The 14,301-nt window shown below is 73.4% G+C and carries 12 protein-coding genes and 1 pseudogene; 4 read left to right on the top strand and 9 right to left on the bottom strand.

The genetic code is table 11. The annotated features are described in order from the left end of the window. Positions 1-313 precede the first annotated feature (313 nt). From MMF93_RS15795 to MMF93_RS15780, 4 genes are all read right to left on the bottom strand, one after another. Entirely contained in the window at positions 314-1,846 is a 1,533-nt protein-coding gene (locus MMF93_RS15795) for a tripartite tricarboxylate transporter permease (RefSeq protein ID WP_242752003.1), read from the bottom strand. A 12-nt stretch (positions 1,847-1,858) separates the two neighbouring features. After that, on the bottom strand, positions 1,859-2,422 hold the full coding sequence (locus MMF93_RS15790; protein WP_423835446.1) for a tripartite tricarboxylate transporter TctB family protein: 564 nt from the start codon (positions 2,420-2,422) through the stop codon (positions 1,859-1,861). Continuing rightward, positions 2,419-3,402 carry a Bug family tripartite tricarboxylate transporter substrate binding protein gene (locus MMF93_RS15785; RefSeq protein WP_242752001.1) on the bottom strand — a complete coding sequence of 328 codons (984 nt, stop codon included), beginning with the start codon at positions 3,400-3,402 and terminating at the stop codon, positions 2,419-2,421. Before MMF93_RS15785 ends, MMF93_RS15790 begins: the two co-directional genes overlap by 4 nt. A 209-nt stretch (positions 3,403-3,611) precedes the next feature. Beyond that, positions 3,612-3,971: an STAS domain-containing protein gene (locus MMF93_RS15780; RefSeq protein ID WP_114024822.1), complete on the bottom strand. Its 360-nt coding sequence runs from the start codon at positions 3,969-3,971 to the stop codon at positions 3,612-3,614. Between the two features lie 280 nt (positions 3,972-4,251). Here MMF93_RS15780 and MMF93_RS15775 point away from each other — a divergent pair, with 280 nt between their 5' ends. Then, positions 4,252-4,767 carry a cupin domain-containing protein gene (locus tag MMF93_RS15775; protein ID WP_242751999.1) on the top strand — a complete coding sequence of 172 codons (516 nt, stop codon included), beginning with the start codon at positions 4,252-4,254 and terminating at the stop codon, positions 4,765-4,767. 164 nt (positions 4,768-4,931) lie between these two features. After that, positions 4,932-5,666, top strand: a complete 735-nt coding sequence (locus tag MMF93_RS15770) for an SDR family NAD(P)-dependent oxidoreductase (RefSeq protein ID WP_423835445.1) — start codon at positions 4,932-4,934, stop codon at positions 5,664-5,666. A gap of 25 nt (positions 5,667-5,691) precedes the next feature. On the opposite strand, the pseudogene MMF93_RS15765 reads toward MMF93_RS15770, so the two are convergent. Then, positions 5,692-7,958, bottom strand: a pseudogene (locus MMF93_RS15765) (ATP-binding cassette domain-containing protein). Between the two features lie 129 nt (positions 7,959-8,087). Then, positions 8,088-9,473 (bottom strand): hypothetical protein, encoded by a 1,386-nt coding sequence (locus tag MMF93_RS15760; RefSeq protein WP_242751994.1) that lies wholly within the window; start codon positions 9,471-9,473, stop codon positions 8,088-8,090. Positions 9,474-9,912: 439 nt separating this feature from the next. On the opposite strand from MMF93_RS15760, the gene MMF93_RS15755 reads away from it, so the two are divergent. After that, entirely contained in the window at positions 9,913-11,289 is a 1,377-nt protein-coding gene (locus tag MMF93_RS15755; protein ID WP_242751992.1) for a molybdopterin-dependent oxidoreductase, read from the top strand. Further along, positions 11,286-12,002, top strand: coding sequence for a hypothetical protein (locus MMF93_RS15750; RefSeq protein WP_341483274.1), 717 nt, complete (start codon positions 11,286-11,288; stop codon positions 12,000-12,002). The genes MMF93_RS15755 and MMF93_RS15750 overlap by 4 nt, the downstream gene beginning before the upstream one ends. Here MMF93_RS15750 and MMF93_RS15745 read toward each other — a convergent pair. The 3 genes from MMF93_RS15745 to MMF93_RS15735 are packed head-to-tail and all read right to left on the bottom strand — an operon-like array spanning position 11,954 to position 14,288. Beyond that, complete coding sequence (locus MMF93_RS15745) at positions 11,954-12,730, bottom strand: class I SAM-dependent methyltransferase (protein WP_341483273.1); 777 nt, start codon at positions 12,728-12,730, stop codon at positions 11,954-11,956. The two genes, MMF93_RS15750 and MMF93_RS15745, sit on opposite strands and share 49 nt — an antisense overlap. Then, positions 12,727-13,512, bottom strand: a complete 786-nt coding sequence (locus MMF93_RS15740) for a TIGR04282 family arsenosugar biosynthesis glycosyltransferase (protein WP_242751990.1) — start codon at positions 13,510-13,512, stop codon at positions 12,727-12,729. The genes MMF93_RS15745 and MMF93_RS15740 overlap by 4 nt, the downstream gene beginning before the upstream one ends. Next, on the bottom strand, positions 13,509-14,288 hold the full coding sequence (locus tag MMF93_RS15735; protein WP_242757597.1) for a glycosyltransferase family 2 protein: 780 nt from the start codon (positions 14,286-14,288) through the stop codon (positions 13,509-13,511). Before MMF93_RS15735 ends, MMF93_RS15740 begins: the two co-directional genes overlap by 4 nt. Positions 14,289-14,301: the final 13 nt, after the last annotated feature.

The raw sequence follows: 14,301 nt of genomic DNA, 5'->3' as shown, positions 1-14,301 counted from the left end.
GGCGTGCGGGCAACTGCGGGGTGGTCGGGCGTCGGCAAGCTGATGGCTCCTCCTGGCGTCCGGCCTCTTGCACATGATCAGGCAAAGAGGTAGTCAAGAAAGCGTTAATAGTTACTTTACCAAACCAAATCCAGGGGGGACCGGGCCGGACGACAGAAGGGCGCGGGCCTCCGGTTTCGGAGGCCCGCGCCCGGGGTGAGTCCCTTGCGGCGGGAGAGGGAGAGGGAGAGGGAGCGAGAGGAGGGAGAGGGAGACGAGAGCGAGAGGAGAGGGAGGGAGGGAGGGAGGCAGGCCGCGCGGCAGCGCGCCTGGCTCAGCCGCCGTCCTCCACGCGCTCGCGCCGCCCCTCGCTCCGGCGCGCACTCGGCAGCAGCCGTTTCAGCCACGGCCAGGCGAGGAGGACGACGATGATCGCGTAGACGGTCACCGCGAAGGGCGTGTTGACCAGCCCCGTGACGCTGCCGTCGCTGATCTGCAGCGCCCTGCGCAGCTGCTGCTCGGCGTTGGGGCCGAGGATGACGCCGATGATGGCGGGCAGGACGGGCAGCCCGTAGCGGCGCATCATGAGGCCGATGAGGCCGATGATCAGCAGGATGACGAGGTCGATCGCCTCACCGCCCACCGCGTAGGCGCCGACGGCCGCGAAGAAGAGGATGCCGGCGTACAGGTAGGGCCGCGGGACGCGCAGGAGCTTCGACCAGACGGGGGCGAGCGGCAGGTTGAGGACGAGCAGCATCACCATGCCGACGAACAGCGAGGCGATCAGGCCCCACACCAGCTCGGGTTCGCGTTCGAACAGCAGCGGTCCCGGCTGGATGCCGTACTGCTGGAAGGCGGCGAGCATCACGGCCGCGACGGCCGTGGTGGGCAGGCCGAGTGTCAGCATGGAGACCAGCGTGCCCGCGGCCGAGGCGGAGGCCGCCGACTCGGGTCCGGCGACGCCCTCGATGGCGCCCTTGCCGAACTCCCGCTTGTTCTTCGAGAGGCGCTTCTCGGTGATGTAGGAGAGGAACGTGGGGATCTCCGCGCCGCCCGCCGGGATCGCGCCGAAGGGGAAGCCGATGACGGGTCCGCGCAGCCACGGTTTCCAGGTGCGCCGCAGTTCGTCGCGGCCCAGCCACGGGCGGCCGACGGGGATGGCGCCCTGTCCGCCGCGCCGCAGGTGGGCCGCCACCCACAGGGCCTCTCCGATGGCGAAGAGACCGACGGCGACGATCACCACGTCGATGCCGTCGGAGAGTTGGAGGCTGCCGAACGTCAGCCGCTGCTGGCCCGTCATCTGGTCGAGGCCGACCAGCCCGATGGTCAGTCCGATCAGCAGGGAGGCGAAGCCGCGCACGCGGGAGGAGCCGAGGACGGAGGTGACGGCGATGAAGGCCAGCACCATGATGGCGAAGTAGTCGGGGGCGCCGATGTCGACGGCCAGGTCCGCGACGGTCGGCGCGAGGACGACCAGCAGGGTCGTACCGATCATGCCGCCCGCGAAGTGGCCGACGGCCGCTGCCGCCAGCGCCTGGGAGCCGCGCCCCGACTTGGCCATCGGATTGCCTTCGATGGCGGCGATCACGGCGGCGCTCTCACCTGGGGTGTTGAGCAGGATCGACGTGGTCGAGCCGCCGAACATGCCGCCGTAGTAGATGCCGGCGAACATGATGAAGGCGGCTGTCGGATCGAGCCCGTAGGTGACGGGCAGCAGCAGGGCGACGGCCATGGCGGGCCCGATGCCGGGCAGGACGCCGATGGCGGTGCCCAACAGGACGCCGGTGGCGGCCCACAGCAGGTTGAGCGGGGTGAGCGCGGTACCGAAACCGTCGATCAGGGAGCTCGCCGAGCTCGCAGAGAGCATGACATCCATCGGTTACACCACTCCCATCAGCGGTCCGCCCGGCAGCTGCACACCGAGGAGGGTGTGGAAGAGGACATAGGTGGCCACCGAGAGGCCGGCCGCGATCAGGGGGTCGCGGGTGAGCGTGTGGGTGCGGCTGCCCAGCGCGTACGCCGAACCCCAGAACAGCAGTGCCCCGGACAGGGGGAAGCCGAGCGGGTCGATCAGGGCGGCGAACGCGAGGAAGACGCCCGCGAGCAGGGCGACCGTCCGCCAGTCGCCTGGTTCGCTCAGGTCGACGTCCTCGCCGCCCTCGGCCTCGCCGCGCCCGCCGCGCAGCACGTCCACCGCGAGCAGCACGGCGACGACCAGCAGCGCGGTCCCGACGATCAGCGGGACGGTGCGCGGGCCGACGGGCCCGCGCACGGAGGCGACGGTCTCCATCGTGACCGCGTCGACCAGCACGAGCACGCCGACGGCCAGCAGCAGGCCGCAGACGCCGAGTTCGGAGTAGGCGCGCAGCCCCGTGGGCCGTTCGGCGGGGGGAGGGGGCGCGGCGGAAGCGTCCGCGGGGGGTGGGGTCTCGGGCGTGCTCACCGGCCCAGCTCCTTCAGTACCGTGTCGACGCGCTCGTCCTCGCTCTTGAGGAAGCGGCCGTACTTCTCACCGGGCAGCCAGGCGTCGTCCCAGCCGTTGGTGCGCAGCGACTCCTTCCACTCCTTCGAGTGGCGCAGCTCGCGCGCGAAGCGGATCAGCTTGTCGCGCTGCGCTTCGGACAGGCCGGGCGGGGCCATCAAGCCGCGCCAGTTGGTGAACTCCACGTCGAGTCCGGACTCCTTGAGGGTGGGCGCGTCGAAGCCCCTGACCCGCTCGGGCCCGGTGACGGCGAGCAGCCGCAGTTCGCCCGACTCGATCTGGTCCCGGTACTCGCCCAGTCCCGAGACACCGAACTTGACCTTGCCGCCGAGGACGGAGGCCAGCAGCTCGCCACCGCCGTCGAACGGCACGTAGTTCACGGATTTCGGTTCGATGCCGGCGGCGCGGGCCATCAGCATCGGCGCCAGGTGGTCGGGGCCGCCCGCGGAGGAGCCGCCGCCCACGGGAAGGGCGCCCGGGTCCTTCTTCCAGTCGGCCAGCAGCTGGTCGAACGTCTTGTACTTGGACTTCTTCGGGACGACCACGATGTCCGGCTCCTCCGTCAGCCGCGCGATCGGCGTCGCGTCGGCCAGCGTGGAGGGCGCGTGGTTGGTGTGGACGGCTCCGACGACACCGAGGCCCATGGACATGGCGAGCTTGCCGTTGCCGCGCTCGTTCACCAGGCGGGACAGGCCCACGGTGCCGCCGGCGCCGGGCAGGTTGAACACCTCGATGTTGTGGTTGAGCCCGGCGTCCTCGGCGTTCTTGGCCGCGGTACGGGCGGTGATGTCGTAGCCGCCGCCGGGGGTGTTGGGCACCATGAAGCGCAGGCCGGGGATGTTCGTGCCGCCCGAGGTGCCGCTGCCGGTCGTGATCAGCGGCGGTACGAGCAGCACGACCACCGCGGCTGCCAGGGGGGAGAGCAGGGCGCGCGTGCGCACGCGGGGACACCGCCTTTCCGGGGCAGTCCGCAGGGACGGGGGTGACCCGCCGCCGGCCCGGTGCTGAGGGGGACGTCCGGACCGGCGGCGGCGGGGGAAGCCCACATGCTGCCCGCCCGCCACGGCGGTGTCTGCCCTTCGGCGGCAAGAAAAGTATTGGTCGTTGTGGTCGTTGTGGTCGCGACCGCGGGATGTCCGCGGCTGTCCGGTTACCGGCTGACTTGTGCGCCGCAGCAGGCGTCGTCCACCGAGGCGTAGGCGGGCAGCCGGTGCTCCAGCTCCAGCTGGCGCAGCAGCCTGCCGACCGGCACGTGCGCGCACACCAGCACGAGCGAGCCGTCCCGGGACAGCGCCCTTCCACGGGCCCGCATCAGGACGCGGACCACGGAGCAGTCCAGGAACGTCACCTTCCGCATGTCCAGCACGACGCGGGGCGGCCCCGGGGGCCCGAACGCCCGCACCAGGTCGGTCTCCAGCTCGGGCAGCGTGGCGATGTCCAGCTCGCCCCTCGCGCGTACGATCCGGAACCGGGTGGGCTCCGGGGCGTCGGGGCGGGGGACGGCGACCATGAATGACCCCTTCCGCTGCGGGTGGCACGGTGGTGCGACACGACGGCGATTTCCTCGGCGATTCCCTCGTTCGGCCGGGGTCCGGGGCCGAACGAGTGCACTCTAGGCACGCCTCGTGGGGGTTGGGGCGTGAGTGCGGATATCGAACCCTTCAGTGCCTTGATCTCACCCTTACGAGTGACATGGGGGGCCGGTGGGTTTCCCTCGGCCCTCCCGCGCCTCCTGCGCCCCGCGCATGTCCCGCGCATGTCCCGCACGCGGAAGGGGCAGTGCATGAGGGATGCGACAGGACGGACGGGAACAGGCGCGGGACGCACGAGAGGCCGAGGCGCTGGCCGCACACTTCGGACTGGAGCCGCTGCCCCGCGAAGGCGGCCGGTTCCGCCGGCTGTGGGCAGGACCGCGGCGCAGCGACGGGCGGCCCGAGGGGTCGGCGATCGTGATGCTGCTGACCGCCGCGCCGGACGACTACTGCGCCCTGCACCGGCTGCCGGACGACGAGATCTGGCACCACTACCTCGGCGACCCCCTCGACCTGCTCCTCCTCGCCCCCGACGGCACGGCGCGCACCCCCGTGCTCGGCCCCGACGTGCTCGGCGCGGGACACCACGTCCAGCTCACCGTGGCGGCCGGGACGTGGATGGGCGCGCGGGTCGCGGCGGGCGGCGCCTGGAGTCTCTTCGGCTGCACCATGGCGCCCGGCTACACGGATGCGGGGTACGAACACGGGGACGCGGAAGCGCTCGCCCAGCGGTACCCGGAACACGCCGGGGCCATCCGGCGGCTGGGCCGATGACGCGGCGAGACGAGGCGGCGACGACCGGGCCCATGACCGACCCGGCGTCCGGCCCCAGGACCGACCCGGCGTCCGGTCTCCGGGCCGACCCGGCGTCCGGGCCTAGGACCGACCCGGCGTCCGGTCTCCGGGCCGACCCGGCATCCGCGCCGCGGACCGTTCTGGTGACCGGCGCTTCCGGGGGCATCGGGCGCGGGATCGCGCAGCGCTTCGCCGCCGCGGGCGCGGCCGTCGCCGTGCACTACCGCGGTGACGAGGCAGGCGCCCGCCGGACGGTGGCGTCCATCGAGGCGGCTGGCGGCGCCGCGCGCGCCGTCCACGGAGATCTGTCCACCGAGGCGGGCTGCCGCGCGGTCGTCGGGCGGGCGGCGGAGTGGCGGCGGGACGCGGGGCTCGGCGCCGTCGTCAACAACGCCGGCACCCAGCCGGTCACTCACCTGTGCGACATGTCCGAGCGGGAGTGGCGCGCGGTGCTCGAGTCGAACCTGCTCAGCGTCTACGGCTGCACCCAGGCCGCCGCACCGCTGCTGGCGGCCGCCGGCGGCGGCTCCGTCACCCACATCGCCTCCATCGAGGCGGCCCAGCCCACGCCGGGCCACGCCCACTACGCCGCCTCCAAGGCCGCGATCGTCGCCCACGCGCGGGCCGCGGCCCAGGAGTACGGCCCGCACGGGGTGCGGGTGAACACCGTCTCGCCGGGTCTGGTGTGGCGCGACGGCATCGAGGAGCAGTGGCCCGAGGGGGTCAGGAGGTGGCGCGAGGCCGCGCCGGACGGGCGCCTCGGTACGGCCGAGGAGGTGGGCGACGCCTGCGTGTTCCTCGCCTCACCGGCCGCCCGCTGGATCAATGGGCACGACCTGGTGCTGGACGGCGGGGTGACCGCGCGCCCCTCCTGGTGAGACCGGCGACTGCGCACGGGGCCGCTCAGCCCGCGTACGCGCGCAGGTGCCGTGCCGTCAGCGTGTCGGCCTCGGCGATCAGCTGTGCGGGAGGCCCCGAGTAGACGACCTCGCCGCCGTCGTGGCCGCCGCCGGGGCCCAGGTCGATGATCCAGTCCGCGTGGGCCATCACCGCCTGGTGGTGCTCGATGACGACGACCGAGTTGCCGTCCTCCACCAGCCGGTCGAGGAGCGCCAGGAGCTGGTCGACGTCCGCCATGTGCAGCCCCGTCGTCGGCTCGTCGAGCACATAGGTGGCGGCCTTCTCCGCCATGTGGATCGCCAGCTTCAGACGCTGCCGCTCCCCGCCGGAGAGCGTGTTGAGCGGCTGGCCCAGGCGCAGGTAGCCGAGCCCGACGTCCGCGAGCCGGCGCAGGATCGTGCTCGCCTGCCCCGTCTCGAAGAACTCCCGGGTCTCGGCGACGGACATGGCCAGCACGTCGCTGATGTTCTTGCCGCGCAGCGTGTAGCCCAGCACCTCGGGCGTGTAGCGCTTGCCCTCGCACTCCTCGCACACGGAGGCGACCCCGGCCATCATCGCCAGGTCGGTGTAGACGAGCCCGATGCCGTTGCAGCGGGGGCAGGCGCCCGCCGAGTTGGCGGAGCCTTGACGCCGTTGGCCTTGGCGAAGGCCGTACGGACCGGGCCCAGCAGGCCCGTGTAGGTGGCCGGGTTGCTGCGCCGGGAGCCGCGGATCGCGGACTGGTCGGCCACCAGCACGCCCTCACGGCCCGCGAGGTAGCCGTGGACGAGCGAGCTCTTGCCCGAGCCCGCCACGCCGGTGACGACGGTGAGGACACCGAGAGGTACGTCCACGTCCACGCCTTTGAGGTTGTGCAGGTCGGCGCCCCGGATCTGCACCGCTCCCTTGGAAGTGCGCACCGACTCGCGGAGCCTGGCGCGGTGGCCGAGGTGGCGCCCGGTGAGCGTGTCGGAGGCGCGCAGCCCCGCCACGTCGCCCTCGTAGCAGATCCGGCCGCCGTCACTGCCCGCGCCGGGGCCGAGGTCCACCACGTGGTCGGCGATGGCGATGACCTCCGGCTTGTGCTCGACGACCAGCACCGTGTTGCCCTTGTCGCGCAGCAGGAGCAGCAGGTCGTTCATGCGCTGGATGTCGTGCGGGTGCAGGCCGATGGTGGGTTCGTCGAAGACGTAGGTGACGTCGGTGAGGCTGGAGCCCAGGTGCCGCACCATCTTCACGCGCTGCGCCTCGCCGCCCGAGAGGGTGCCGGCCGGGCGGTCGAGGCTCAGGTAGCCGAGGCCGATGTCGACCAGCGAGTCGAGGGTCTGGCACAGCGTGTCCCGCAGGGGCGCCACGGAGGTGTCGTCGACGCGGCGGACGAACCCGGCCAGGTCGCTGATCTGCATGCGGGCGCAGTCCGCGATGTTCACCCCGTCGATCGTCACCGAGAGGGCGGCCTGGCTGAGCCGGCTGCCGCCGCACGCCGGGCACGGGGCGTAGGCGACGGCCCGGTCGATGAACTCCCGGATGTGGCCCTGCATCGCCTCCCGGTCCTTGGACAGGTAGGTGCGCTGGATGCGGGTGATCACTCCGTCGTAGGTGAGGTTGGAGGTGCCGATCCTGACTTTCGTCGTCGGCTGGTACAGCAGCGCGTGCCACTCCTCCTCGGTGAAGTCGCGCACCTTCTTGTCCGGATCGAAGAACCCGGAGCCCACCACCACCTGCCAGAACCAGGTGTCGACGGCGAATCCCGGCGCGGTGATCGCTCCCTCGCGCACCGACAGCTCGCGGTTCACGACCTGGTCGGTGTCGATGGTCGTCGTCTCGCCCAGCCCCTCGCATTCGGCGCACATGCCCTCGGCGCTGTTGAAGCTGAACGCCGTGGAGGTGCCGATGTGCGGCGTCCCCACGCGGCTGTAGAGGATCCGCAGCATCGTGTAGGCGTCGGTGGCCGTCCCGACGGTGGAGCGGGAGTTGGCGCCCATCCGTTCCTGGTCGACGATGATGGAGGCGCTCAGGTTCCGCAGCGCGTCCACGTCGGGGCGGCCCAGGCTCGGCATGAACGACTGCACGAACGCCGTGTACGTCTCGTTGATCAGCCGCTGCGACTCGGCCGCGACCGTCCCGAAGACCAGCGACGACTTGCCCGAGCCCGAGACCCCGGTGAAGACGGTCAGCCTGCGCTTGGGGAGGGCGACGGAGACGTCCGCGAGATTGTTCTCCCGGGCGCCGTGCACCTCGATGACGTCGTGGCTGTCGGCTCTCGTGGCCGGCGCGTTCTCGACGGGCATGGACGGCTCTCCTCTACTCCTGTCCGGGCACGGCGGCGCACGGACACCCCTCCTGAAGTGATCGGCTTGTCAGCCTAGGCGCCGGGTATGACAACGGCGCCGCTCACGCTCCGCAGAGCTCTTCGGCCCTCACCAACCCGTCAGCAGCACATGGTTGACGAGCAGGGCCACGGCCGCCTGTGCGGCGAGCCACCAGCGGGCACCCGCCCGCGGCAGGAGCGCCGCGGCGGGCAGCAGCCAGGTGAGGAAGGGCAGCCAGATGCGCTCCGTCTCGGCCTTGCTCATGCCGGACAGGTCGGCGACGACGACGGTGAGCGCAGCCGCCAGCACGAGTGCGACGAGCCGGCTCCGGCTGTCGGGCCGTTGCCGGACGCCGGCCGGGTCCGGGTGCTCGCGGCCGGCTCGCCGCGCCCTCAGGCGACCGATCGCTTCCCGCCCCGTGGCGGCTCCACACACCAGTGCGCGTCGTACGCCCGCGAGCGCCGCGGGCCCGGCGACGGTGACCGCGCAAGCCAGGTTTCCCCACACCCAGTAGCTGTAGGGGCGGATGCCCGCCGCGCCCTGGTAGTAGCGCTCGGTCAGCAGGTGGTAGGCCTCCCACCAGTTGAAACCGGCCAGGGTGAACGCGGCGGCGACCACGGCGACCCCGGCCAGCACGTGCGGCAGGGGCCGCAGAGTGCGTGCCAGTGCGAGGACGGTGAGGCCGAGCAGGGCGCACAGGGTGAGCCCGTAGGACAGGTAGCACAGGAGGCCGAAAAGGAGCCCGGAGACCAGGGCGGCGACCCAGGGCACGCGGACCGTGCGGGTGGCTGCCAGCGCGAGCAGGGCGAGCGCCCACGCGGCGACGGCGGTGAAGTAGCCGTCCGCCGACACACCGACCCACACGGCGGTGGGTGCCAGCACCAGGAACGGGGCCGCCCTGCGGGCGTGTTCCTCGTCCGCAAGCGCGCGCAGGGCCACCAGGAGGGCCGCTGCGGCTGACGCCCCGACGGTGATGACGAAGGCCGAAGCCCAGGGGCCGCCTCCCAGGCCCAGGCGGTCCAGTCCGACGAAGGTGAGGACGGCGCCGGGCGGGTGGCCCGCGACGTGCGGCACCCAGTTGTCGGGAGAGTGCAGCAGGATGTGGTCGGTGAACGTGCGCAGCGCCGCGCCCACGTCGTCGAAGCGGTCGATCTCCTGGAGGTACTCGTAGGCGGAGGTGAGCTGGTTCTCCACCCCTCTGTGCCAGCCGTCCACCAGGGCGAGCGACCAGATCCACGCCATGGAGGCGCCCCAGGCCGCCGGGGGCAGCCACCGCCACGGCAGCCGCTCCGCCACCGTCCGCCCGTACACCACGACGGCCGCGGCGATCAGCAGGGCGAAGGGGGTGCCCGGGCCGACGTGGGGTTCGAGTTCGGCGTAGAACGGCGGCCAGTGCACCCGCAGGGTGCCGTGCTCGCGTTCGATGGCCGAGCCGATGACGACGGCAGCGGAGACCAGCGCCACGGCGGCCAGCACGGTCAGCAGGTCGAGCACCGGGCCGCGGTGCCGCGTCCCCCGCCTGTCCGATGCCTCACTGGGCCCGCGTCCGCCGGCGGCCGACCGGTCTGCGGACGTTCCCGAGGGGGAGGCCGTTTCCGAGGAGGAGGTCGTTTCCGAGGGGGCGGTCGTTTCCGAGGGGGCGGTCGTTTCCGAGGGGGCGGTCGTCTGCGCGGGGGCGGTCAGGTCCGAGGGCGCGTCCGGATCCGAGGGGGCAGGCGGCTGCGGGGGCGTGCCCGCGTGTCCTTCGCGCTGGCGGGGTGCGCGGCCGTCCGGCCGGTGGCCGGGGCCGTGGGGGCGTGCGGGGAAGGGTTCTGGTGCCACAGGTGCACGTTAGGCCGCCCGGGGGCGCACGCGGGTCATCGGGCGAGGACGTCAGCGTTTCGTCATGCCTTCCCCGCCCCCACGGGACCGCACCGGCGCATACGGTCGCCACATGGGTGATCACAGCACCGCCGTCGGCCCACCGCCGGACGAGCGGCCTCCTGCGCGCGGCTCCTCGCCGCCGGGGGGAGGCCGCACGGGACCGCGGCTCCCCTCGGACGGCGGCTTCTGGCGCAGCCCGCTGCGCGGCCCGTGGCTCACCGCGCTGCTCGGCGTCGTCCTGCTGGTGGGCATCACCGTGGTGTTCGTCACGGGGCTGCTCTCCTACGCCGCCTACAACCCGGATCTGGCCCCAGCCAACGACCAGACGCCCGAGCGGGGCCTGCTCGGCTTCTACCTGTTCGCCTGGCCCACCGATCCGCACTGGCTCTACCGGCTCACCCAGGGCCTGCACGTCACGGTCGGTGTGGTGCTGGTGCCGGTGCTGCTGGCGAAGCTGTGGTCGGTCGTCCCGAAACTGTTCACCCTGCCGCCGGCCCGTTCGGCCGCGCACGCGCTGGAACGCGTCTCGCTGCTGCTGCTCGTCGGCGGCGTGCTGTTCGAGTTCGTGACCGGGCTGCTGAACGTCCAGCTCGACTACCTCTTCCCCGGCTCGTTCTACCCGCTGCACTTCTACGGGGCGTGGGTGTTCGCCGCCGCCTTCGCGGTGCACGTCGCCCTGCGGCTGCCCAAGGCCGTACGAGTGCTGCGGGCGGGAGCACCGAACGACCTGGCCTCCGGCCGCCGGAAGCGTTCCGCGGCCGCCGCACGGGAGCCCGACAGGGAGACCGGACTGGTCGCCCCCGAGCCCGCCGGACCCACCCTCTCGCGGCGCGGTGCGCTCGGCGTGGTGGGTGGCGGCTCCGTGCTGCTGCTGGGGGTGACGGCCGGCCAGAACGTCGACGGTCCCCTCCGCCGTACGGCCCTGCTGGCGCCGCACGGCGGTACGGAACCCGGAAGCGGGGCCAACGCCTTCCAGATCAACAAGACGGCGGGCGCGGTCGGTGTCACCGCCGACGAGACCGGTGACGGCTGGCGGCTGACCGTCGAGGGCGCGGACGGGCGCAAACGGCGGTTCTCGCGCGCCCAGCTGCTCGACATGCCGCAGCACACGGCGGCCCTGCCCATCGCCTGTGTGGAGGGCTGGTCCACCTCCGACCAGCACTGGAGCGGCGTACGCCTGCGCGACCTCGCGGAGCTGGCCGGGTACGACCCGAGGGAGGCGCTCCCCGGCGTGTTCGTCTCCTCCTTGCAGCGCTCCGGCGCGTTCCGGCAGGCCGCGCTGCGCGACAACCAGGTGCGCGATCCGCGCTCCCTGCTGGCGCTCCGGGTGGGCGGTGAGGACCTCTCGCTGGACCACGGTTATCCGGCCCGTGTCATCGTTCCGGCCGCCCCGGGCGTGCACAACACCAAGTGGGTGTCCCAGCTGTCCTTCGGAGCCAACCGATGAGCGAACCGCCGAGCGAGTCCCAGAGCGGACCCGAGGACGAACCGGCCGGCGGCAGCAGCCCGCCACCGACCGGCGGTACGCCGCCACCCACCGGCGGTCCGTCGGCGCCGACGGACGGCACCCCCTCCGCCGACGTCACCCCCTCAGCCGGTGACGACTCGCACAGGCGTCAGGGGCCGGGCCGTGCAGGGCCGTCGGGTCCCGCGGCCGGGGGGCGGATGGAGGCCGGGCCCGCGCGGGGCGCCGGACGGCTGCGCCGCCGCCTCGGCAGCCCGTTGCAGATCGTCCTGCTGCTGGCGTCGTTCGTGCTCGCCGGTTACGCGGGGACACGGCTGCCGACCGACGACTGGCTGGGCGTCGCCGTCTGGTTCGTCGGCGCGGCACTGCTGCACGACCTGGTGCTGCTGCCGCTGTACTCGCTCGCCGACCGGCTGCCCCGGCTCGCCGGCCGGTACGTCAACCACCTGCGCGTCCCGGCCCTGTTGTCGCTGCTGCTGCTCCTGGTGTGGCTGCCACTGATCTGGGGGCCGCCCGACCGGTACGCGAAAACCACCGGACGGCCGGAGGGCACCACCCACTACGCACTGCACTGGTTGTGGCTCACCGTCGGGCTCTTCGCCGTCTCCGCGCTGTGGCTGGCCGTGCGGGCCGTCGGCGGGGCGGTTCAGGAGCGCCGCAGAGCGAGGAACGACCGTCCGCCGGACTCCCACTGAGCGGCCCGGGACCATCCGGCGTGCGCGGCGTACCGCAGGAGCGCCCGCGCGCCCACCCGCGCCCAGGGGAAGGACTGCCCGACGGGCTCGCCCGCGCCCCTCCCGTCGTCGATGCGTACCTCCACCCGCTCGTCCACGTCCACGGGAGCGGTCTCGGCCAGCAGCAGTCCCTCGGGCGCGAGCAGTTCGCCGCACCGTTCCAGCAGCGCGCCGGGACGGCCACCGATGCCGATGTTGCCGTCCAGCAGCAGCACACTGCCCCAGCGGCCCTCCCCGGGGAGGGCCTCGAAGACGGAACGGCACAGCGCGGTGGCGCCCAGGCCGACCGTGCGCGTGACCGCCTCCTGGCTGACGTCGATACCCAGCGCCCTGCTGCCCAGCTCGGACAGCGCCGCCACCAGCCGCCCCGGACCGCAGCCGACATCCAGCACGGAGCCCTCGCACAGCCGCAGCACCGTCATGTCGGCGGCGTCCGCGCTCGCGCACCAGCGCTCGACGTCCAAAGGGAGCAGCCAGCCGTCGGCCCGCCGCAGGAAGAGCGGCCCGTGTCCGCTGCGCAGCGCGTCGGTGTAGGGATCGGCGCTCCAGCTGGGGCGGATGCCGCGGGGAGCGGCGGAGTCCGGGGCGCCCGGGGCGGGATCGGAGGGCTGGCCGGGCGCGGCCGGCTGGTGCGGCGGCCGGCGGGGCGTCGGGGTCTGCTGCGGGGTCGTGTCGGTGGGCGCCGTCATCGGGTGGCCGTTCCGGGGGAGGGGGAGGTTTCCTGGGGCCCTGCGGACGCCGACGAGGCCTCCTGCCCGGCAACCTGTCCGGCACCCTGTCCGGCCTCCTGCGCGCCCGCCTGCCGGGGGACGAGGGGACCGATCCTGGCGACGGCGGCGGCGAACCGGCCCTTCGGGGCCTGAGTCGCCACCTGTACGGCGTCCTGCGCCGTGTCCACGTCGCGCAGCGACGGGAGGTGACGGACTCGCAGGCCCGCGTCCGTCAGCCGGTCGAGCTGCGCCTGTCCGGTCACCGGGGTGGACATGGGGACGCCCCGCAGGAGCGCGGGCTCCGGGCGGGCCAGGCCCAGTGCCCAGAAGCCGCCGTCGGCCGCCGGGCCGAACCACGCGTCGCACTCCTGCCAGCCGTCGGGCCCCAGAACGGGCGCCAGCAGCGCGGGTGTCAGCTGGGGGGTGTCCATGCCGACCAGCAGCGCGGGCCCCTCGCCGACGCCGTCGAACGCGGCGGCCAGCCGCTCGTCCAGCCCGCCCGCGCACTGGGGCACGACGTCGAAGCCGGACGGCAGCCACTCACCGGGCCGTCCTGACAGGACGAGAACGCGGCGCCTGGCGGGCATCGCCGCGACCGCCGCCAACGTGTCGTGCAGCGCGGCCTGTGCGAGCCCGGCCGCCTGCTGCGGGGTGCACGGCGGGCACAGACGTGTCTTGACGCGTCCCGGCACCGGCTCCTTGGCGATGACGAGCAGCGTGGTGTCCCCCTCGCGGGGCGGCTGCGCGTGCGCACTGGTCATCGGGCGGCCCCCTCGGTGGTGTGCGGCGGGCGCGACGAGCCGGGACCCGTCGGCGTGCCCGGGATCATCGACCCGGGCGGGCTCGTCGGGGCCGCCGGCGTGGGTGGTGCGGGTGGTTCGGACGGTGCGTTGAGGACGGCGCGCATGTCGCGTACGGCGTGCCAGGTGCCCCGCCAGGTGCCGGTGACCTTCGACTTGCCGGCGCGAGGCCGGTAGGGCACGTCCCGTTCCTCGACCCGCCACCCGGCGTCGGCGGCCCTGACGACCATCTGGAGCGGGTAGCCGCTGCGCCGGTCGCTCAGACCGAGGGCCAGCAGGTCCGCGCGGCGGGCGGCGCGCATCGGCCCCAGATCGCGCAGGCGCAGTCCGGTCCGGCTGCGCAGCATGCGGGAGAGCGCCAGGTTGCCCGCGCGGGCGTGCACGGGCCACGCGCCGCGCGTCTGCGGGCGTCTGCGCCCCAGGACGAGATCGCTGCGCCCCTCGCGCACGGCCGCCACGAACGGCTCCAGGAGGGAGGGGTCGAGGGAGGCGTCGCAGTCGCAGAAACAGACGATGTCCGCCTCGGCCGCCGTAAGACCCGCGTGGCAGGCGGCTCCGAAGCCGCGCCGCTCCTCTGTGACGACCGTGGCGCCCCGCTCCCGTGCGACGGCCGCCGAACCGTCCGTCGAGCCGTTGTCGACGACGATCGCCCGCCAGCCGGACGGAATCCGCTCCAGCACCCAGGGCACGGCCTGTTCCTCGTCGAGACAGGGAAGGACGACATCGACGGCGGGCACGGGCACGGCCTCC

This window comes from Streptomyces tubbatahanensis (assembly GCF_022699385.1).
Classification (GTDB): domain Bacteria; phylum Actinomycetota; class Actinomycetes; order Streptomycetales; family Streptomycetaceae; genus Streptomyces; species Streptomyces diacarni.
The sequence above is the reverse complement of the archived record's forward strand: the minus strand, read 5'-3'. Positions and strand labels throughout refer to the sequence as shown.

Excerpts from the sequence above, each read along its gene's own strand:
- MMF93_RS15795 (WP_242752003.1), bottom strand. The coding sequence starts at position 1,846 with ATGCTCTCTGCGAGCTCGGCGAGCTCCCTGATCGACGGTTTCGGTACC.
- MMF93_RS15780 (WP_114024822.1), bottom strand. The coding sequence starts at position 3,971 with ATGGTCGCCGTCCCCCGCCCCGACGCCCCGGAGCCCACCCGGTTCCGG.
- MMF93_RS15775 (WP_242751999.1), top strand. The coding sequence starts at position 4,252 with ATGCGACAGGACGGACGGGAACAGGCGCGGGACGCACGAGAGGCCGAG.
- MMF93_RS15755 (WP_242751992.1), top strand. The coding sequence starts at position 9,913 with ATGGGTGATCACAGCACCGCCGTCGGCCCACCGCCGGACGAGCGGCCT.
- MMF93_RS15750 (WP_341483274.1), top strand. The coding sequence starts at position 11,286 with ATGAGCGAACCGCCGAGCGAGTCCCAGAGCGGACCCGAGGACGAACCG.
- MMF93_RS15745 (WP_341483273.1), bottom strand. The coding sequence starts at position 12,730 with ATGACGGCGCCCACCGACACGACCCCGCAGCAGACCCCGACGCCCCGC.
- MMF93_RS15740 (WP_242751990.1), bottom strand. The coding sequence starts at position 13,512 with ATGACCAGTGCGCACGCGCAGCCGCCCCGCGAGGGGGACACCACGCTG.